Genomic DNA, 19,653 nt, shown 5'->3' on the forward strand with positions numbered 1-19,653 from the left:
CGTGGCATGTCGGTCTTAATTGTTAAGGCTGTCTGCGTTTGAACGACAAGGACAAGTGAGGAGACCCGAAGATGTTAATTATCCGCCCCATACGATCGAGCGATTACGATGCCTTGTATCAGATCGCCATCGAGTCAGGTCATGGATTCACGTCTTTACCCGTCAATGAAGAACTATTAAGAAATAAGATCGCCCGCGTGGAGGCCTCGTTCGTCAAAGAGATCGAGAAGCCCTTCGACGAAGGTTATCTTATGGTGCTGGAAGACACAGAGACTGGCGAAGTGGTCGGTACCTGTGGCCTCGAGGCCGCGGTCGGCATGGTCGATGCGTTCTATCACTATCGCCTGGGCACAGAGGTCTACTATTCAGAACAGATCGATGTGCGCAACGAGGTGGAAACCCTGACCCTGTGTCACGACTACACGGGCGCCGCCGAGCTATGCACCCTGTTCTTGCGTGATACCTACCGCAAGAACAACAATGGCCGCATGCTGTCCCGCAGCCGTTTCCTCTTCCTGGCACAACATGCCGAGCGATTCGGTGAGACAGTGATCGCCGAGATGCGTGGCGAGAGCGATGCCGAAGGCAACTCGCCATTCTACGGCTGGCTGCAGAAGAACTTCTTAGGCATAGACTTCGTGCAGGCCGACTATCTGTCGGGCCTAGGGCAGAAGGCCTTCATGGCCGAGATGATGCCGAAAAACAGCGTCTATGTCTGTCTGCTGCCCGAAGAGGCGCAGAAGGTGATCGGCGAGGTGCACACCAACACCCGTCCGGCGCTCAACCTGCTGCAGGCAGAGGGCTTTAGATGTCGCGGCTATGTGGATATCTTCGACGGCGGCCCGACGGTCGAATGTAACTTAAACGATATCCGCTCGGTGAAAGAGAGCCGTCTGCTGACGGTCAAGGTGGGCGAGATGCCTGCCTCGAGCTGTAGTTTTATTATCTCAAATACCTTGTTAGCGGGTTACCGAGCCACCTCGGCCAATCTGATGGTCAGCGACGAAACCGACGAGGTGATTCTTTCCCCTGAGCTTGCCGGTGCACTGCTGGTAGCCGAAGGTGAACAGATCCGTGTCTTGGCAATGTAGGAATTTATAATGAGTCAATTTATTAACGGCCAGTGGGTTGCCGGTCAGGGCCATGATGTGGTCTCTAAGAACCCAGCAAATCAAGAAGTAATCTGGGAAAGCAAGACGGCGACCCCAGAGCAGGTTAACGCTGCAGTCGAGGCGGCCCGCGCCGCCCAGTTCGACTGGTTCATGCTGGGTTTCGACGCCCGTCTGGCGATTGTCGAAGCCTACCGCGATCAACTCGAGGCGCACAAAGGCGATATCGCCGAGGTGATCGCCCAGGAAACCGGTAAGCCACAGTGGGAGACCGCCACCGAAGCGGCGGCCATGATCGGTAAGATCGGCCTGTCTGTTGCAGCCTATCACAAGCGTACCGGCACCACAGAGAACGATACACCGGCCGGTCGCGCCGTGCTGCGTCACAAGCCACACGGCGTAGTGGCGGTATTTGGTCCCTATAACTTCCCGGGCCACCTGCCAAATGGCCATATCGTACCTGCGCTGCTGGCGGGTAATACCGTGGTGTTTAAGCCATCTGAACTGACCCCTAAGACGGCCGAGCTGATGCTTAAGCTGTGGGAAAAGGCGGGTCTGCCGGCTGGCGTGATCAACCTGGTTCAAGGGGAAGTGGAAACCGGTAAGGCACTGGCTTCACACCCACAGATCGACGGCCTCTTCTTCACCGGTAGCTCGCGCACCGGCCATATCCTGCATCAGCAGTATGCGGGTCACCCGGGTAAGATCCTGGCGCTGGAGATGGGCGGTAATAACCCGCTGATCATCAAGGGTGTTAAAGATACCCTGGCTGCGGTTCATGACATCATTCAGTCGGCCTATATCTCATCGGGTCAACGCTGCACCTGTGCCCGTCGTCTCTATGTGGAGAAGGGCGCCGAGGGTGATGCGCTGCTGGCCAAGCTTGCCGAGGCGGTTAAGCAGATCAAGGTGGGCCCTTGGAATGCTCAGCCACAGCCATTCATGGGGTCTATGATCTCCGAGGCGGCGGCCAAAGGCATGGTGGAAGCGCAGCGTAACCTAGTCAACCTGGGCGGTACTCCGCTGGTTGAACTTAAGCACCTGGAAGCCGGCACCGGCCTGGTATCACCCGGTCTTATCGATGTCACTCAGGTGATCGAGCTGCCAGACGAAGAATACTTCGGTCCGCTGCTGCAGGTGGTGCGTTACACTGACTTTGACGAAGCGATCGAGCTGGCGAATAACACCCGCTACGGTCTCTCTGCCGGTATCCTGGCTGACAGCCGCGAAGACTATGACTACTTCCTGGCGCGTATCCGTGCGGGTATCGTCAACTGGAACAAGCAGATCACCGGCGCATCAGGTTCGGCACCCTTTGGTGGTGTCGGCGCCTCGGGTAACCACAGAGCGAGCGCCTTCTATGCCGCCGACTACTGTGCCTACCCAGTGGCTTCGGTCGAGGCCGATGCCCTGGCCATGCCAGCCAACCTGAGTCCGGGTCTGACCCTTTAGTAAAACAAGCATGGGAGTGGGCGTCTTGCCTGCTCCCATTTTTATAGGCGTACACGAAGATTCTCGTTGTACTTATATCGTGAAAACAAACAAACCGGCGCGATAACGACCGGTAACACGATGATGTTAAGGAAGAAATTGATGCATACCGATGTAAACCAGCTATTTGCCGCCCTATGGGACGACTATGTTGAAATGACCCCCTCAGCCGCCAAGGTACACCAGCTATTGGCCAAGGGTGAGACCATCATCAACGATCATATCGCCCTGCGTACCTTCAACATTGCCAAGGTGAACCTGAGCGTTCTGGCGAAGCATTTCGAGTCTTTGGGCTATGTGGCCTGTGGTGACTACGACTTCGAAGCCAAGAAGCTTAAGGCCAAGCACTTCGAGCATCCGGACCCGACTCAGCCTAAGGTATTTATCTCTGAGCTGATGGTCGAAGCCTTCAGTCCCGAGCTGCAGGCCATAGTTCATGGTCTGGTGGAGCAGGTTGATGAAGCCGCAACTACGGCGGATAACTTTCTCTACTCAGGTCGTCACTGGGAGCTGGACTATACAACCTACGAGCAGCTACTGGCCGAGAGCGAGTACGCGGCATGGGTTGCGGCATTTGGCTACCGCGCTAACCACTTCACGGTTTCGATCAACCACCTGCCTGGCTACAACACCATACTCGAGGTGAACGACACCCTGAAGCAGGGCGACTTCGTGCTGAACAGTGTCGGCGGCGAGGTGAAGGGGTCTGCCGAGGTCCTGCTCGAGCAGTCATCGACCATGGCCGACAAGGTCAATGTGGCCTTTAAAGACACTCAGAAGACGATTCCAAGCTGTTTCTATGAGTTTGCCTTGCGCTACCCTAAGGCGGATGGTGAGCTGTACACAGGCTTCGTGGCAGCCTCTGCGGATAAGATCTTCGAGAGTACCAACAACGCAGGCTAATTCTTAGGTGAAGCCCTGTGAGCAAAAAGCCGATGCACTGCATCGGCTTTTTTGGTTTTTAACTAAAGAGCTTAAATTGTGCTCTTAATTCACTATCTTAACTCATGATCTTTAGGCTTTAGCTCCTAAAGCCCAGGGTGATCTTGAGCCCGCCCAGCTGCTGGCTATGCTCGAAGTCTAGGCTTATCTCATACTGCTCGGCAATATCCTTGACGATGGATAGCCCCAGGCCGTGGCCCATGATCGCTTCATCCAGGCGCTTGCCTCTCTGGGTCAGCTGGCTGAGGGCCTCGTCGGCGACGCCCGGGCCGTCATCTTCTATGGTCAACAAGCTCTGCTCGTCGGATTGCTTGGTCGACACGGCTACCCGGCCGTTGGCCCACTTGAAGGCATTATCCAGCAGGTTGCCAATAAGCTCCATGCCATCTTCTCTATGGATGGGCAGGCGGTGGATCTGCTCATCGAGGTTAAACTGGCAGTCGATCGCCTTATGACCGTGCACCTTGGTGAGGGTCTGCGCCAGGTCCTGCAGATCTTTGGGCAGCTGCATCTGGGCCGCGGGTAACATATCACCGGTGATCCTTGCTGCCGCCAGCTTGCGCTCTATCATCTTATGGATCTGATCTAACTGAGCCTGCATGGCTGCGGCCGCGTCGGGGTCTTTTAGTCCCAGCACCTCTACCTGCTGCTGCATCACCGCCAGCGGCGTCTTGAGGCCATGGCTGAGGTTGCCCAGGTTGTTGCGGCTGCGCTCCATCTGCTTACTCGAGTATTGCAACAGCTCGTTATAGGTCTGGGCCAGTGGCGCAAGCTCGGGCGGGATCTTGCCGGTATCCAGCGCGGTGATCTCGCCCTCTCTGAGCTTCATCAGCGCCCGTTGCATGTCGTTGATGGGCTTGAAGGATTGGCGCAGTAGAATGAAGATCCCCGCCACCATGGCCAGCAACATGGCCAGGTTGACCGACAGCTTAGTGCCGTAGACCTGGGAAAATACCTGACGACCGATGCTGAGATCCTGGGCGACCGTGAGGGTCGCCTGTACCTTGGCATCGGCGCTGCTTAGCCCCAGGGAGAGTAGCTGGATGTCGTGATTCTGCGGTCCCTTGGTCTGCCATACCCGGGTCTGGCCCTTGGTGAGGGGCTCTATCTCCAGGCGTTGATCCCACAGGGAGCGGGATCTGAGCTCGATATCCTTGAGGTTGAGCTGATAATAGCGCCCGGAATAGACCGGCTTGTAGAAGTTAGAGACCTGGTTGGGATCTATGCTGATGTCGCCGTTGTCGAACTGAATAGCCAACAACACCTGTTCTAAATCCTCTTCGAGGCGGTCGATGATGGAGTCGTGAAACGCCTGGCGCAACATGGACTCGAAGATGACGATCGCCACGAAGGTGGAGATGATGACTAAGGCCGATAGCCAGAGGCTGAGCTTAGTGCGAATCGATATCATGGCTTGAGGCCGTGGAAGATATAGCCCTGTCCGCGGCGGGTCTCAATCGCCGTCTTACCCAGCTTCTTGCGCAGGTGAGTCACATAGACCTCCACCACGTTGCTCTCTTTCTCATCGTCAAACTGATACAGCTTGTCTGTGAGCTGCGCCTTGGAGAGCAGCTTCTTGGGCGACATGAGGAAGATTTTCAGCAGGCGGAACTCCATGGCGGTGAGTTCGAATTCTTGCTCACCCACAGTGACACTCTGCTGGCCCTCGTCCAGGGTGACACCCTCGAAACTCAGCTCCTTGGTGGGGCTGTTGGTCTTGCCGTGGGCGCGGTTGATCAGCGCGTGAATACGTGCCAGCAACTCCTGGCTGTGGAAGGGCTTGCCCAGATAATCGTCGGCGCCGGCGTTGAAGCCTTCGACCTTCTCGTGCCACTGACTGCGGGCGGTGAGCATGATCACCGGCGTGTTTATGCCCTGGTTGCGCCAGGTCTCCAGTAGCTGGAGTCCGTTGCCGTCGGGCAGGCCGATGTCCAGGATGACACAATCATAATGAGTTTCTTTGATCAGGTAGTCGGCTTCGGCGGCTCTGTCGGTGACATCTGTGACATAGCCGGCCTGTTTCAGCTGTTTGGCAAGTTCATCGACCAGTAGGGTGTTGTCTTCGACCAGCAGCAATTTCATCGTCTTTCTCTACCTTAGCGCAGGAGGCGCTTCTGTCTACAGGGAGGCGGCCAACTCGCATCGGCCTGAATTGATAATACACTTTTTCACCCTAAGCGGATATTTCGGCGCTAGTTTTTCTGTGGCACGCAGGCTGGGGGCAGGGGCTTCTGGTCGCTGTGCCGACCCGTGGTGGCATCGATATCTAGGGAGATGAGTTCGCCGTTAGTCGTCTTTATCTGGAGATCGTATTGCCATTTGCCCTGGGCATGAAACAGGTGGGCGTCTACCAGCTTGCCATCACAAAAGGTTTGTACCTGGCTGAGGGTGAGGTCGAGGGAGAGGATCTTACCTTCGTTGACCAGGGCCTTGGCCTGGTTGTGTTCCAGTTCGATAGCGGCGTTGGCGGCGGGACTGAGCAGTGAGCAGACACTAAGCAAGAGGGTGCTGATAACGACGGTCGGTTTCACTAAGCTGTCCTAAAAAAATGGCCTGACTAAGGAGTCAGGCCACTTTAACTAAGATCTATTAAATCTAACTTAATGTTAGCTTATCGGGTACCGTAAACCACGATAGTTTTGCCGTGTGCTTGGATCAGATTCTGCTCTTCAAGCATCTTGAGGATACGGCCTACGGTTTCACGAGAACAACCCACGATCTGACCAATCTCTTGGCGAGTGATCTTGATCTGCATGCCGTCTGGATGCGTCATGGCATCAGGCTGCTTAGCCAGATGCAGCAGCGTCTGTGCGATGCGACCGGCAACGTCCAGGAAGGCGAGGTCGCCCACTTTCTGGCTGGTGCTCTGTAGACGGTAAGCCATCTGAGATGACAGCTTCATCAGGATCTCAGGGTTTACCTGGATCAACTGCTTAAATTTCTTGTAAGAGATTTCAGCGATTTCACAGGCTTGCTTGGCACGAACCCAAGCAGTACGTTCGGCTTGTTCTTCAAACAGACCCAGTTCACCGATGAAGTCACCTTGGTTCAGGTAAGAGAGGATCATCTCTTTGCCTTCTTCATCTTTAATCAAGACGGCAACAGAACCTTTCACTATGTAGTACAGAGTGTCTGAGTCTTCACCCGCATGGATCAGAGTGCTTTTGGCTGGGTATTTATGAATGTGACAGTGTGATAAAAACCATTCCAACGTTGGATCAGGTTTAGGCTTACCAATCAGAGCCATGCCTATGTTCCTCGACTGATTAATGTAAATACAAGAATATGCTAAATAAGCAGATTACGTCAATTAGGCCCAAAAAACCTCGTCAGAGATCAAATTATGGCAATAAGTATGCAGCCAATAACCTAATTTACTTTGCTGTCAGTAGTGGGAGTTTATTTTGATACATTAGTAATATATGTCAACCAATACCTTAGTCAGGCCAGTTTATTTGGCCGACAATGCTGCCCATATCACATCTGCCTACGTCTATTTGCCGGGCCAGGGGGATAAAGCCGCTAATTTTCATGCAGTAAAATACGGTTTTTACTCGACTTGGCGGGGGGATTATTGATAGTGTTAGTCTCTGCGCCGGCGCATCATACCCGGGCCGGGGCAGCTCAAAGTAGTGACTATTTCGTGTCGTATTCAGAAGGCGCGAACTGGTGAAGGAGAGTCTTGAATCGTGACAAAACATGTTTGGAAATTGGCCGCAGGCCTGCTGGCGCTGTTTGCCGTGCAGCAGCAAGCCCTAGCGTTTTCTGTCCCCGCCACCGAAGCGGCGGCGCCCGCCAGTAAACTGGCCCATATTCAGCTTAAAGCCAGCCAGGGTGAATCTGAGGCGCAATTTCTTCTCGGTTTAATGTATCTCTCCGGTCGTTTCGTCGAGCAGGATCCTCAATTGGGTGCCAGCTGGGTCGAACGCGCCGCACAGACGGGCCACAAGAAGGCGGCTCAGACCATAGCGGATCTGGCCTTCGACGGTAAGATCATTCCAAGAGACCTGGCGCTGGCCGAGCGCTGGTACTTGCACTTGGCGAGCGAGCAGGACAAGTGGGCGCAGTTCCGCCTGGGCTTCATCTATGCCGCGGGTGGCAACGGCGTGGCCCGCAACTGCGGCAAGGCTGTAGACAATTTCATGGCCGTGGGGGATGAGATCGCCCTGGGCAATGTGGTGTGGATCCTCTCTACCTGTCCTGAGGCTAAGTATCGCGACGGCGGTAAGGCCCTGGCCATCGGCAAGGGGCTGGTGGAGGCCAACAAGCAAGACCCAACCAACCTGGATAACCTGGCCGCGGCCTACGCTGAGATAGGCGACTACAGCGCGGCGGTGGATTTGCAAAAGCAGGCGATCAAGGCGCTCAAGCAGACGGCGGAGTTCGATAAGTCCGATGAATTTGAATCGAGGCTGGAAAACTATCGGCAGCAGAAGCCTTACCGTGAAGTGGTGCCCCTGTCACAGTAGTTTTGGTTTCAGCCATTATTGGCTTCAGTATCATTTAAACGTCGACTCGAGTCGGCGTTTTTTTATGCCTGGAATCTAGTTTTGGGGAGCTGTGTAGCGTAAGAGGAGGTGTCGGGACGCTAGCATACTCGAGGAAGCAAACAGATCAAGATGGGGGAATTTACTCCCAAGAGTATACTAACTATCAGTCTTTCGCCTGAAATCCCGATAGCCAGCATTCTATGTGAGCAGACTTAAATAAAGCTTAAGCGAAACAATCTCTTTCTGAAGCAAGTGCAAGCGATTAAAAATTATTCGCTATCCAGATCCAGCAGGTGCTGACGCTTCTCCAGCAGATCGCGGATTAGCGGCGTGAGGATAAGCTCCATCGCCAGCGACATCTTGCCACCGGGCACCACTAAGGTGTTGATGCGCGACATGAAGGAACCGTCGATCATCTTCAGATAATAGGGGAAGTCGACATTCTTGATGCCGCGAAAACGGATCACCACGAAGCTCTCATCCAGGCTGGGGATGGTCTTGGCGCTAAAGGGGTTAGAGGTGTCAACCGTCGGCACCCGCTGGAAGTTGATATGGGTGCGGGAGAACTGGGGCGTCATATGGTTGATATAGTCTTCCATGCTGCGCACGATAGAGCCCATCACCTTCTCGCGACTGTGGCCTCTGTCTGAGGTGTCGCGGATGATCTTCTGGATCCACTCCAGGTTGACGATAGGCACCATGCCGATCAGCAGATCCACGTGTTGGGCCACGTCGCAGTCGTCGGTGACCACGCCGCCATGCAGGCCCTCGTAGTAGAGCATGTCGGTGTTTTCCGGCAGCGGTCGCCACTGGGTGAAGGTGCCCGGCATCTGGTTGAAGGGCACGGCCTCGTCGAAGGTGTGCAGGTAGGAGCGGGTCTCGCCCTGGCCGGTGGCACTATAATCGCTGAAGCACTGTTCCAGCTTGGCGAAGTCGTTGGCCTCTGGGCCGAAATAACTGATGTTGCGGTTTTCGTTTTGCGCCTGACGGATCTTGAGTTCCATCTCGGGACGGGTGTAGTGGTGAAAGCTGTCACCCTCGATCATCGCGGCATTGATCCCCAACTGACGGAAGATATGGCTAAATGCGGTCGTGGTCGTCGTGGTGCCTGCTCCAGAGGAGCCGGTCACGGCAATAATAGGGTGTTTAGCTGACATTCTTCTACCTAAAAGCGCTGAGCTGATGCCTGAGAAAAGGCATTTGTGAACCAATAGTTATACGGCACACAGAACCTAAAGGTCAACAGGGCTCGTCATCTCGTCCCTGCTGCGTCAAGGTATCTTGCCGCTGCCGAATGGCGATCGATTCCTCCTCTTCGCTGTATTCGACCACAAGCTCATTGCGGGCCAGCGCCTGACGACACTGCGCGATGGCATGGGCCAAGGCCTGGTCATCCAGGCTGGCAAAGCTGCCATCTTCGGTCTGGGTAAACAAAAATTCCTTGATCAAATTGTCCAGGGTTTCGGCCGGCAGTTGTAATAGGGATTGATAGGGCACTAGCATCTTTAAGCCTCCAGCAGAAAATGGACGATACGCTGCTCCAGATAATATCTGGGCTTGAGGGGATGACCACCGTCGATAAAGCCGACATGGCCGCCCTGTTGGTGCAGCTCATAGGTGACCTGAGGCGACAGCGCCTCCTGGCTTGGAATCACCTCATCTGTCATGAAGGGGTCATCCTGGGCGTGGATCACCAGGGTCGGCTTGGCGACTTGGCTCAGGTAGGGCAGACCGCTGGCGCGGGTGTAGTAGTCTTCCACGCCATCGAAGCCATGTAGCGGCGCCGTCACCCTGTCATCGAACTGATGAAAGGTGGTCAGGCTCTCTACCTCGCTCTGGGTCACCGGCATCTGGGCGCTCAGGTCGGGTAGTGCCAGCTTGTCACGCACCTTCTGCCGTAGCTGCTTGATAAGGTAGCTCTGGTAGACCTTAGAGAAGCCATGTTTGAGACGTGTGGCGCAGGCGCCCAGCTGCAGCGGCGCCGAGATCACCACGGCGCGATCTACCAGGCTGGCATCGCCTTGCTCGCCCATATATTTGGCCAGCACATTGCCCCCCAGGCTGTAGCCCACCGCCAATAGCGGCGAGTCGGGATAGTCCTTGCGTAACTGGCTCAGGGTGGTGTGCAGGTCTTGAGTGTCACCACTGTGATAGCTGCGGGCGAGGCGATTGGTCACTCCCGAGCAGCTGCGGTGATGGTGCACCAGGGCGCTGACCTTATGCTCGCCCAGTAGTGTTAGCAGGCGTCTGGCATAGTGAGAGTCGGCGCTGCCCTCTAAGCCATGTACTAAGACGACGATGGGCGCGCCCTGAACTGGTTTGGCCAGCCAGTCGAGATCGATAAAGTCGCCGTCATCCAGCTCCAGGCGTTGGCGGGTCAGGGCTGGCCTGTCAACCTTTGTCAGTACGGGCAGTATGGTCTGCACATGGGGATTTCTTGCCCACCAGGGGGGCGTGAAGCTACGCTGGGTCATAAATCGCTATTGCCGAAAATTAAAACATGTGTTTAATTGTTATCTGGGCCGCTAGTGTAGCACAGATCCTATATTGGCCTTTATAGCCTATCTTTGGCCAGATGGGATACCACAGATGACGGAGCACAGGGAATAAGATGAATCGACGCACCTTTTTAACCACGGCCCTCGTGGGGACCGGCGCCCTGGCACTGGGGGTGAACCTGTATCATCCGCCTCAGGTGAGGGTGAGTGCCTCCCTGGATCAGTCCCATCGCCTGCTGTTTAGCCTGCTGGTGCCCGTATTTCTCGACGGCGCCTTACCCAATACCCAGTCGCTGCGCGTGGCGGCGCAAAATCGCACCTTAGACGCCATAGTGGCGACCATGGATCTGCTGCCCGATGAGTCCCGTGAAGAACTCGAGCAGTTATTGGAGCTGCTGGAGTCTCGTCTGGGACTGCTACTGCTGAGCGGTAATATGACGCCGCTGTTGATGAGACAGCCCCAGGAGCTGGTAGCCATGCTCGAAGCCTGGCGAACCAGCTTTCTCGACCTGATGGTGACCGCCTATCAGGGGCTGCGTGAGCTGGTGCTGGCAAGTTACTACAGTTGCCCAGAGCATTGGACACGATTGAATTACGAGAAGCCGCGGCTGTTTAACTGATTTGACTCTAACCTGCTGAGAGTCTAATCCGCCGAGCGACTAGCATCGGATCGATAAACGTAGACCTTGATAAACAAAGACCTCGATAAACATAGACCCTGACAACAGGGCAAAGGAGCGCCATTGGCCATCGAAGATCCCATAGTGACCGGCCTCGCTGGTGGCTGGAAACACATAGATGCCAGTCAACTGACCCAAGACCAAACCCTGGAGGCCGATGTGGTGATTGTCGGCAGCGGCGCCGGTGGCGGCGTGGCGGCCGAGATCATGGCCGAGGCGGGTCTGTCGGTGATCATAGTCGAAGGCGGGCCGCTGAAATCGTCCGAGAGCTTTAACATGGAGGAGCGACGCGCCTACCCCAACCTGTATCAGCAGGCCGCCTCCATGAAGACCAAAGATAAGGCGATCGGCATCTTTCAGGGCAGAGCCGTCGGTGGCTCCACCACCATCAACTGGACTACCTCGATCCGCACCCCGGAGAACGCCCTAAGATTCTGGGCCGAGCACAAGGGGGTGGAAGGCCTCTCCAAGGAGGCGTTGGCGCCCTGGTTCGATAAGATGGAGCAGCGGCTCAATATTACCAAGTGGCCCTTCGAGCCCAATCGTAACAACATGGCACTGAAACAGGGCTGTGAGGCGCTGGGCTGGGATTACACAGTTATCAAGCGCAACGTGGCGGGCTGCTGGAACACCGGCTATTGCGGCATGGGCTGCCCGGTGAACGCCAAGCAGTCTATGCTGGTCACCACCATACCCGCGGCGCTGGATCGCGGGGCGACCCTGGTGAGCCGCGCCAAGGTGAGTAAGATAGAGCACCATAACGACAAGGTGTTTGCCCTCAAGGCCCAGGCGTTAAACGAAGCTCTGCGCCCCAGTGGCGTGCAGCTGATGTTTAAGGCCAAACACTATATCCTCAGCGCCGGCGCTATCCATACGCCGGCGCTGATGATGCGATCGCAGCTCCCGGATCCCAATAAACTCCTGGGCAAGCGCACCTTCCTGCACCCGACCCTGCTGAGCGGCGCCCTGTTTAATGATGCCATCAATGGCCATAGCGGCGCCCCGCAGTCTATCTATTCTGATCAGTTTGTCTGGCAAGACGGTGCCGACGGTGAGCTGGGTTATAAGCTGGAGGTGCCGCCCATTCATCCGGTGCTGATCGCCTCGAAATCCTTGGGCTATGGCCAGAGTCACGCCGAGTTGATGGCGCAGTTTAATCAGTTACAGGTTACCATCGCTCTGGTAAGAGACGGTTATCATGAGGACAGCCAGGGTGGCCAGGTGCAGCTGACGGACAAGGGCTATACCCTGGATTACCCACTGACCGACGCCTTCTGGCGCGCGGCGCGGCGCGCCTTTGCCAGCATGGCCGAGTTACAGTTTGCCGCCGGGGCGCAGAAGGTGCTGCCGATGAGTGAGGGCATGCCCTATCTGCCGAGCTGGCAGGCGGCCAAGGAGGCCATTGCCGAGATGCCCCTGGCGCCGCTCAAGACTGTGGTGGCCTCGGCCCACGTGATGGGCGGCTGCCCGCTGGGCGAAGATACCAGTCAGGCAATGGTCAATAGTCAGGGACGTAGCCACTATCTGGAGAATCTGTCTGTGATGGATGGCTCTCTGTTCCCCACCAGTCTGGGGGCGAACCCTCAGCTGTCCATCTATGGCATCACCGCCCGCAATGCCAGCCTGCTGGCCAGCGAGTTGAGCGGCGGCGTGTAATCAGGCGCTTTTTAGGCCTGGCGGGTCAGGGTCTGTGCCAGCTGGTGGTACTGGGCTATCTCTATCTGATACAGGCCGAGGTAGCGGGGCAGGTTAGCCTGTCCCTGCTCGCTGGGTAGCTGTCTGAGTTGGCGTAGTATCATCCGCTGGGACTTTCGCTCCAGCATGAGTTCCACCGATAGCATCTGGCGATACTCGGCCTCGGCCAGGTTATGTTTACTGAGCTTTCTCAGCCGACGATAGGGCTTGAGTACCTTCTGCTCCCAGGTCTCGACCTGCTGGCTGAGCTGCTGCCAATGCTGGTCGCTGAGATAGTAGTGCTGCTCGTCGAGCCACTGAGCCAGCAGCAGTAGGTTGACGTTGAGCCCATAGTCATCCTGCAGCTTGAGATAGAGCAGCTGCCCCTTCTCGTAGAGGCTGTCGCAGGTCTGCCATAGGCTGGCGTCGAAATGATTTACATGGCTCATGCTTCATCCTTGCATTATTTAGCTAAGCGCGGGCGCAAGTTAACTCAGGGCCCTGGCCTCTTGCTCTATGGCTTCGATCTCCTCTTGCAGCTCGAGCCATTCCATCTCGCTCTCTTCGAGTGTCTGGGTCTGCTGGGTGCGCTCGGCCAGTACCTGGGTGAGCTTGGCCTTGTTGTCGGTCTCATACAGGCTGGTATCGGCCAGCAGGTTTTCCAGCTCTGCCAGCTTATCGCTGCAGGCTTGCTGGATCTTCTCCAGCTTGGCCTGCGCCTTCTTCATCGGCGACAGCTTCTGTCTCAGTTCTGCCTCCAGGCGCTTCTGTAGCTTCTTATCCTGGGCGGGGCTGGCATCCTCAGAGGCCGCCGGTTTGTTGGCCTCCTTGGCGGCGTCGAGCAGCCACTGATGGTAGTCGTCCAGGTCGCCGTCGAAGCTCTTCACCTCGCCGCCGTCGACCAGGTAGTAGTCGCTACAGCTCAGACGCAGTAGATGCCTGTCGTGTGACACTATGATCATGGCGCCTTCGAAGTCCTGCAGCGCCATGGTCAGGGCGTGACGCATCTCGAGATCCAGGTGGTTGGTGGGCTCATCGAGCAGCAAGAGGTTAGGGCGTTGCCATACTAGCAGCGCCAGCACCAGGCGGGCCTTTTCGCCGCCGGAGAAGGGGCGTACCGGCGAGAGGGCCATGTCACCGTTAAAACCATAGCCGCCGAGGAAGTCTCTCAGCTCCTGCTCTCTGTGGGTGGGGGCCAGTCGCGTCAGGTGCTGCAGCGGTGACTCGTCCAGGCGCAGAAACTCCAGCTGATGCTGGGCGAAGTAACCTATGTTGAGGCCAGGATTCGGCTCATACAGGCCGCTCATGGGCTTGAGCTGTTCGGCCAGCAGCTTGATCAGGGTCGATTTACCCGCGCCGTTGCGTCCCAGCAGGCCGATGCGGGCACCGGGTACCAGATTCAAATGCACATGGTTGAGGATCGCCTTGTCGCCATAGCCGACGGAAACCTGCTCCATCTTCACCAGCGGGTTCGGCAGGGCCTCGGGGGCGCGAAACGCCATATGAAAGGGGCTGTCAGCCTTGGACGGCAGCAGCTCAGTCATTCTCTCTAACGCCTTGAGGCGGCTCTGGGCTTGCTTGGCCTTGCTGGCCTTGTAGCGGAAACGGTCGACGAAAGATTGCATGTGGGCGCGCTCTTTCTGTTGGCGCTCGAAGGCCACCTGTTGCTGGGCCATGCGCTCGGCGCGGATCCGCTCGAATGCCGTGTAGTTGCCCTTGTAGTAGTTCAGTCTGTGGTGCTCGACATGCACTATCTCGTCGACGATGGCGTCGATAAAGTCTCTGTCGTGGCTGATAAGGATAAGTGTGCCCTGGTAGGCCTTGATCCAGCTCTCCAGCCAGTACATGGTATCTAAGTCGAGGTGGTTGGTGGGTTCGTCCAGCAGCAAGAGTTCGGAGCGGCACAGCAGTGCCTGAGCCAGGTTGAGACGCATACGCCATCCCCCCGAGAAGCTCTTGACCGGATTTTGCTGCTCGGCCTCGCTAAAGCCCAGGCCGGCCAGCAGGCTGGCGGCGCGGGCGCGGATGCTGTAGCCGCCGATGGCGTCTATCTTGCCGTGGAGCAAGGCAATTTGGTGGCCGTCATCATCAAGCTGCGCCTTGTGCAGCGCCGCTTCCAGCTCTCGATATTCCCTGTCGCCGTCGATCACATACTCCAGCGCGCTCACCTCCAGCGCCGGGGTTTCCTGGGCGACGGTGGCGATCTGCCAGCCCGTGGGCACGCTGATCTCGCCCTTATCCAGGCTGAGTTGTCCCATGATCAACGCAAGCAGGGATGACTTGCCCGTGCCGTTGGCACCCACCAGGCCGACCTTGTGGCCGGGGTAGACAGTCAGAGAGGCTTCATCCAACAGGGTCTTGGAGCCGCGAATAAGTTGCGCTTGGGTAATGGTGATCATTGGGGTCGACTTGATGCATAGCTAAGGATTAATAGGCTTGGGATGATAGCCCAGTTGGGGTATGGCTTGCCACTCTTTAGCCGGGACATTTTGAATCCGATAGGGTGTTTTGTTGCTGCTTGTGGCAAAATGGCCACATCGACAGAGTTTTTATGCCAACAGGTAGAGTCAAGCGTGAGTAGAGTCAGAGTCAAGAAGCGTTTCGTTGCCGGTGCCAAGTGCCCCAAGTGTCATGCCCAGGACAGTATCGTGCTGTTTAAGGAGCAGGGGGTCGAAACCGTTGAGTGCGTCGAGTGTGATTACCGTGAGCAGCAGGCCGAGGCCGAAGTGGCCAAGCAGGCCACCGGCGCCGTGATTGGGGTGTTTAAGCCCTAACGCTATTTAGGCGTGAAAAGCCTAGTCGCGAAAAACTTAGTCGTGAAAAACCTAGTCGTAAAAAATTTAGTCGCGAAAACCCTGCTGTAGAAACAGGTGGCGCGTTTGATTAAAGCGCGCCTCATCGGCGAGTATGAAGTCGATCGCCAGCTGGGCGTTCTCCTGTCTGAACTTCTCCGTCTTGGCGATTTCATATTCGTTCATCACGATATTCATCGCCTCCACCGTCCATTCACATTCCCCCTGGCCTATGCTGACCTCGTCGGGATCATAGTGGGTCACCATCCAGTCTTGTAACTGTTCGTTGTCTATCTTGGCCTGTTGCCAGGCGGTGAGCTGGTCGATGAGTTGTTGCTTGCTGATGTTGGCTTGGTTCATGGCGAGAATTTGGCTTGTCACCGTCTATTTGATATGGATGGCGCTAAGCATAACCCAAAGCCAGGCTGGCGCGAACTCTTGCGGCGGCCTAAGCCCCAATGCGCCGATCGGATCTTTCGTTATTGGGTTGCTTTGGTTGCATTTTTGTCATCAATGGTTAAGGAAACTTGATCCCCGTCATCACACTAAGGTTGCGTCTGGGCGCGGCTCGGGGTAGTTTGAGGTGTTTTTTTGCCTGGAAGACTCAAAATGAATAACAATACTCAGTCCACAGCGGCGCCGCGCTTCCCCAGAATCTTCTGGATCGCCAACGGTGTCGAGCTACTCGAACGAGCGGCATATTACGGGGTGTTCATCGTTATCACCCTTTATCTGTCACGTATCTTAGGCTTTAGCGATGTCGAAGCCGCCTGGTTGGCGGGTTCATTCTCTGCCGGCCTCTATTTCCTTCCCACCTTCAGCGGCGCACTTGCCGACAAGATAGGTTTTCGCGGCGCCCTGCTACTGGCATTCGGCCTGCTGACCATAGGCTATGCCTCGCTGGCGATATTCCCGGCGCTTATTGAATCTCAAGGGCTGGTGGAGTATGGCAAGGAGACCATCTACCACGGCCTGAAGGAGGCGGATATTCGCTGGGCCATCGTGCCTATCTTGGTCGTCATCATGATAGGTGGCTCATTTATCAAGGCGGTGATCACAGGCACAGTGGCACTGTCGACCACCACAGAGACTCGCGCCAAGGGCTTCTCTATCTTCTACATGATGGTCAATATCGGCGCCTTCTCGGGTAAGACAGTGGTGAAGCCGCTGCGCGAATCCATGGGTGACCTGGGACTGATTAACCTTAACTATTTTGCCGCCACCATGACGCTGATCGCCTTCTTTAGCATCATGCTCTTCTTCAAGAGCACGGAGGAGAACCGTTCGGGCAAGAGCCTGGGCGAGATCTGGCAGGCGCTGCTCAAGGTGCTATCTAATGGCCGCCTGATCACCCTTATCCTGATCATCACAGGCTTCTGGATGGTACAGCATCAGCTTTATGCCACCATGCCTAAGTATGTGCTGCGCATGGCCGGCGAGGGCTCATCGCCTTCATGGTACGCCAACGTTAACCCGCTGGTGGTCTTCCTCTGCGTCAGCTTTGTCACAGGTTTGATGGCCAAGCGCAGCGCGCTGACCTCAATGACGGTGGGCATGTTTATCATGCCGGTGTCTGCGCTGCTGATGGCGTCTGGCAACATGTTTGCAGGTACTGACACCATCTTAGGCATGCATCCCATCGCCGCCATGATGATTATCGGTATCGTCTTCCAGGGCCTGGCCGAGTGCTTCATCTCGCCGCGTTTCCTGGAGTATTTCTCGCTGCAGGCACCTAAGGGCGAAGAGGGGCTTTACCTTGGCTTCTCGCACTTGCACTCCTTTATCAGCTCCCTGCTGGGCTTCGGTCTGTCGGGTTATCTGCTAGAGGCTTACTGCCCGGATCCGCGCGTGTATAACGACCACGCCGCCTGGGTCGAGGCCTCGGCACATGCGCACTATATCTGGTATGTGTTTGCCGCTATTGCCAGCGTGTCGGCGGTATCGCTGATCATCTATGGCGCGGTGATCAAACGTATCGACGCCAAGAATGATACCGATGCCGAGCTGGCTACCGCCTAATGCTCATAGCCGTCGCGATCCCTCGCGGCGGCTTTTATCTAATTCCCCGCCCACATTGGCAGCATTGATACCCGATTGCTGCTATAATCGCCGCCATATCCACGCACGCCCTTGAGCTCTCTCATCGGCCACTGCCATTCATAGCTTTATTTGTGCCTGATCTATATGAGTTTTATCTGGACACATCATTAGGAAAATACCGTGAGTCAATCTGACGCTACTACGCCAAGCGGGGCTTTCGATTGCCTGCCGCTAAAACCCGCTTTGCTCGATACCCTGAAATCTATCGGTTTTAACCAGATGACGCCGATTCAGGCCCAGAGCCTGCCCGCCATTCTCAATGGGGGCGATGTGATCGGCCAGGGCAAGACGGGATCGGGCAAGACGGCCGCCTTCGGCCTTGGGCTGCTTAACAAGCTAAACGTGAAGCGTTTTCGCATCCAGTCTCTGGTGCTTTGCCCAACCCGTGAGCTGGCGGATCAGGTGGCGGCGGAGCTGCGCACCCTGGCTCGCGGTATCCACAACATCAAGATCCTCACCCTGTGTGGTGGCGTGCCCATGGGGCCACAGATAGGCTCGCTGGAACACGGCGCCCACATTATCGTCGGTACACCGGGGCGCATCATAGATCACCTCGAACGTGGCCGTTTGGATCTCGACAACGTCGATACGCTGGTGCTGGATGAGGCGGATCGCATGTTGGAGATGGGCTTTCAGCGTGAGCTGGACGCCATCATGCAAGAGGTGCCCCGCGAGCGTCAGACCCTGCTGTTTAGCGCCACCTTCCCCGAGCAGATACAGAGCCTCAGCGAGCAGTTTATGATCGACCCTCTCATGGTGAAGGTCGAGGCTCACCACGACGGTGAGACAATCGAGCAGCACTTCTATGAGTGCGGTAACAACAATGATCGCATGAAGGCACTGCAGCTCCTGCTGCTCAAGCATCAGCCCGAGAGCGCCGTGGTGTTCTGTAACACTAAGCGCGAGACCAAAGATGTGGCGGCCAAGCTGACCAACGCAGGTTTTAGCGTCGTGGCCCTGCATGGAGACTTGGAGCAGCGCGATCGCGACCAGATGCTGCTCAAGTTTGCCAACAAGAGCGCCAGTGTCATGGTGGCCACAGACGTAGCGGCCCGCGGCTTGGATATCGACGCCCTGGACATGGTGGTCAACTATCATCTGGCCTACGATACCGAGGTGCACATTCACCGCATCGGTCGTACCGGACGTGCCGGTAGCAAGGGCGCGGCCTACAGCCTGTTTAACCATGAAGATGGTTACAAGCTCACCATGCTGGCGGACCTGCTTGGCCGCGAGATTGATGGCGAGACGCTGCCAGGTGAAGGCCTGCTCGACACCCTGCCGCCTCAGCCTAAGATGGTGACCATACAGATAGATGGTGGCAAGAAGCAGAAGGTTCGCCCTGGGGATATCCTCGGCTGTCTCACCGGCGAGAACGGTATCGAAGGCAGTGAGGTGGGTAAGATTAAGATCACCGAGTTTCGCTCTTACGTAGCGGTAGATCGCAAGGTGCTGCGCAAGGCGCTCAACAAGATTGTGAAGGGCAAGCTTAAGGGCAAGAGTTATCGGGCGTGGGAGTTAAGGTAAGGGTTCTCGCTATGCTAGGGTGGTAATTGGAAAAGGAGCTGACTGACGTTAGCTCCTTTTTTGTTGTCTGGGGTTTGGCGGGATTTGGTATTGGGGGAGTTACATTTGAAGGTCGACCCTTCATGGAAACTTATTGCCTGCTCGGCGGATAGAGGGGATCTTATCGAGTTATCCTAACTCTAGTTTGTTCGAGTAGTGTTTGGCGGTATGTTCATTTGTTGAGTGAGTTTGAAGGTCGACCCTTCATGGATACTTATTGCCTGCCGCAGGCTTTATGTGCAGCTACGCCTGTGAGACGCCGTGGATATATCCCTATAGGCTCTACCGAAACATCCCTGTTTCGGAAGCTC

General features: G+C 56.1%; 19 protein-coding genes. 9 read left to right on the plus strand and 10 right to left on the minus strand.

Annotation, left to right across the window (positions count from 1 at the left end; genetic code table 11):
• The first annotated feature begins 71 nt into the window (after nucleotides 1-71).
• The 3 genes from astA to DB48_RS00500 all read left to right on the plus strand — a co-directional run bounded on the left by astA (nucleotide 72) and on the right by DB48_RS00500 (nucleotide 3,503).
• Complete coding sequence (gene astA / locus DB48_RS00490; RefSeq protein ID WP_041508380.1) at nucleotides 72-1,091, plus strand: arginine N-succinyltransferase; 1,020 nt, start codon at nucleotides 72-74, stop codon at nucleotides 1,089-1,091.
• A gap of 9 nt (nucleotides 1,092-1,100) precedes the next feature.
• A complete protein-coding gene (gene astD, locus DB48_RS00495) occupies nucleotides 1,101-2,561 on the plus strand; it encodes a succinylglutamate-semialdehyde dehydrogenase (protein WP_041508381.1) in 1,461 nt (486 codons plus the stop codon).
• 141 nt (nucleotides 2,562-2,702) lie between these two features.
• Entirely contained in the window at nucleotides 2,703-3,503 is an 801-nt protein-coding gene (locus DB48_RS00500; protein WP_041508382.1) for a DUF1338 domain-containing protein, read from the plus strand.
• 118 nt (nucleotides 3,504-3,621) lie between these two features.
• Here DB48_RS00500 and DB48_RS00505 read toward each other — a convergent pair whose 3' ends face one another.
• From DB48_RS00505 to crp, 4 genes are all read right to left on the minus strand, one after another.
• Nucleotides 3,622-4,953: an ATP-binding protein gene (locus tag DB48_RS00505; protein WP_041508383.1), complete on the minus strand. Its 1,332-nt coding sequence runs from the start codon at nucleotides 4,951-4,953 to the stop codon at nucleotides 3,622-3,624.
• Nucleotides 4,950-5,624 carry a response regulator gene (locus tag DB48_RS00510; RefSeq protein WP_041508384.1) on the minus strand — a complete coding sequence of 225 codons (675 nt, stop codon included), beginning with the start codon at nucleotides 5,622-5,624 and terminating at the stop codon, nucleotides 4,950-4,952. Before DB48_RS00510 ends, DB48_RS00505 begins: the two co-directional genes overlap by 4 nt.
• Before the next feature lie 110 nt (nucleotides 5,625-5,734).
• Nucleotides 5,735-6,073, minus strand: a complete 339-nt coding sequence (locus tag DB48_RS00515; protein WP_082035554.1) for a PepSY domain-containing protein — start codon at nucleotides 6,071-6,073, stop codon at nucleotides 5,735-5,737.
• Between the two features lie 80 nt (nucleotides 6,074-6,153).
• Complete coding sequence (crp, locus tag DB48_RS00520; RefSeq protein ID WP_011864391.1) at nucleotides 6,154-6,789, minus strand: cAMP-activated global transcriptional regulator CRP; 636 nt, start codon at nucleotides 6,787-6,789, stop codon at nucleotides 6,154-6,156.
• Nucleotides 6,790-7,231: 442 nt separating this feature from the next.
• On the opposite strand from crp, the gene DB48_RS00525 reads away from it, so the two are divergent.
• The gene (locus DB48_RS00525; protein ID WP_052813592.1) at nucleotides 7,232-8,011 is read left to right on the plus strand and encodes a tetratricopeptide repeat protein; all 780 of its coding nucleotides are present in this window, start codon (nucleotides 7,232-7,234) and stop codon (nucleotides 8,009-8,011) included.
• A gap of 290 nt (nucleotides 8,012-8,301) precedes the next feature.
• Here DB48_RS00525 and DB48_RS00530 read toward each other — a convergent pair whose 3' ends face one another.
• From DB48_RS00530 to DB48_RS00540, 3 genes are all read right to left on the minus strand, one after another.
• Nucleotides 8,302-9,189 (minus strand): phosphoribulokinase, encoded by an 888-nt coding sequence (locus DB48_RS00530; RefSeq protein WP_041508385.1) that lies wholly within the window; start codon nucleotides 9,187-9,189, stop codon nucleotides 8,302-8,304.
• Between the two features lie 82 nt (nucleotides 9,190-9,271).
• The gene (locus tag DB48_RS00535) at nucleotides 9,272-9,535 is read right to left on the minus strand and encodes a YheU family protein (protein WP_041508386.1); all 264 of its coding nucleotides are present in this window, start codon (nucleotides 9,533-9,535) and stop codon (nucleotides 9,272-9,274) included.
• Nucleotides 9,536-9,537: 2 nt separating this feature from the next.
• Nucleotides 9,538-10,506: a hydrolase gene (locus DB48_RS00540; protein ID WP_041508387.1), complete on the minus strand. Its 969-nt coding sequence runs from the start codon at nucleotides 10,504-10,506 to the stop codon at nucleotides 9,538-9,540.
• Between the two features lie 137 nt (nucleotides 10,507-10,643).
• Here DB48_RS00540 and DB48_RS00545 point away from each other — a divergent pair, with 137 nt between their 5' ends.
• Together DB48_RS00545 and DB48_RS00550 are read left to right on the plus strand one after the other, a co-directional pair.
• Nucleotides 10,644-11,150 carry a twin-arginine translocation signal domain-containing protein gene (locus DB48_RS00545; protein ID WP_041508388.1) on the plus strand — a complete coding sequence of 169 codons (507 nt, stop codon included), beginning with the start codon at nucleotides 10,644-10,646 and terminating at the stop codon, nucleotides 11,148-11,150.
• A gap of 123 nt (nucleotides 11,151-11,273) precedes the next feature.
• Entirely contained in the window at nucleotides 11,274-12,866 is a 1,593-nt protein-coding gene (locus DB48_RS00550; RefSeq protein ID WP_041508389.1) for a GMC family oxidoreductase, read from the plus strand.
• Nucleotides 12,867-12,877: 11 nt separating this feature from the next.
• Here the strand turns inward: DB48_RS00550 and DB48_RS00555 are convergent, their stop codons facing one another.
• A complete protein-coding gene (locus DB48_RS00555; RefSeq protein ID WP_041508390.1) occupies nucleotides 12,878-13,333 on the minus strand; it encodes a TIGR02444 family protein in 456 nt (151 codons plus the stop codon).
• Between the two features lie 39 nt (nucleotides 13,334-13,372).
• Nucleotides 13,373-15,283 carry an ABC transporter ATP-binding protein gene (locus tag DB48_RS00560; protein WP_041508391.1) on the minus strand — a complete coding sequence of 637 codons (1,911 nt, stop codon included), beginning with the start codon at nucleotides 15,281-15,283 and terminating at the stop codon, nucleotides 13,373-13,375.
• Between the two features lie 174 nt (nucleotides 15,284-15,457).
• Between DB48_RS00560 and DB48_RS00565 the strand changes: the two genes are divergently transcribed.
• The gene (locus DB48_RS00565) at nucleotides 15,458-15,658 is read left to right on the plus strand and encodes a YheV family putative zinc ribbon protein (protein WP_011864400.1); all 201 of its coding nucleotides are present in this window, start codon (nucleotides 15,458-15,460) and stop codon (nucleotides 15,656-15,658) included.
• Between the two features lie 66 nt (nucleotides 15,659-15,724).
• Here DB48_RS00565 and DB48_RS00570 read toward each other — a convergent pair whose 3' ends face one another.
• Entirely contained in the window at nucleotides 15,725-16,036 is a 312-nt protein-coding gene (locus DB48_RS00570) for a hypothetical protein (RefSeq protein ID WP_041508392.1), read from the minus strand.
• 249 nt (nucleotides 16,037-16,285) lie between these two features.
• Here DB48_RS00570 and DB48_RS00575 point away from each other — a divergent pair, with 249 nt between their 5' ends.
• Together DB48_RS00575 and dbpA are read left to right on the plus strand one after the other, a co-directional pair.
• Nucleotides 16,286-17,695 (plus strand): MFS transporter, encoded by a 1,410-nt coding sequence (locus DB48_RS00575; protein WP_041508393.1) that lies wholly within the window; start codon nucleotides 16,286-16,288, stop codon nucleotides 17,693-17,695.
• A 201-nt stretch (nucleotides 17,696-17,896) separates the two neighbouring features.
• Nucleotides 17,897-19,303 (plus strand): ATP-dependent RNA helicase DbpA, encoded by a 1,407-nt coding sequence (gene dbpA / locus DB48_RS00580; protein WP_041508394.1) that lies wholly within the window; start codon nucleotides 17,897-17,899, stop codon nucleotides 19,301-19,303.
• The last annotated feature ends 350 nt before the right edge of the window (nucleotides 19,304-19,653 follow it).

This window comes from Shewanella sp. cp20, assembly GCF_000832025.1.
GTDB lineage: Bacteria > Pseudomonadota > Gammaproteobacteria > Enterobacterales > Shewanellaceae > Shewanella.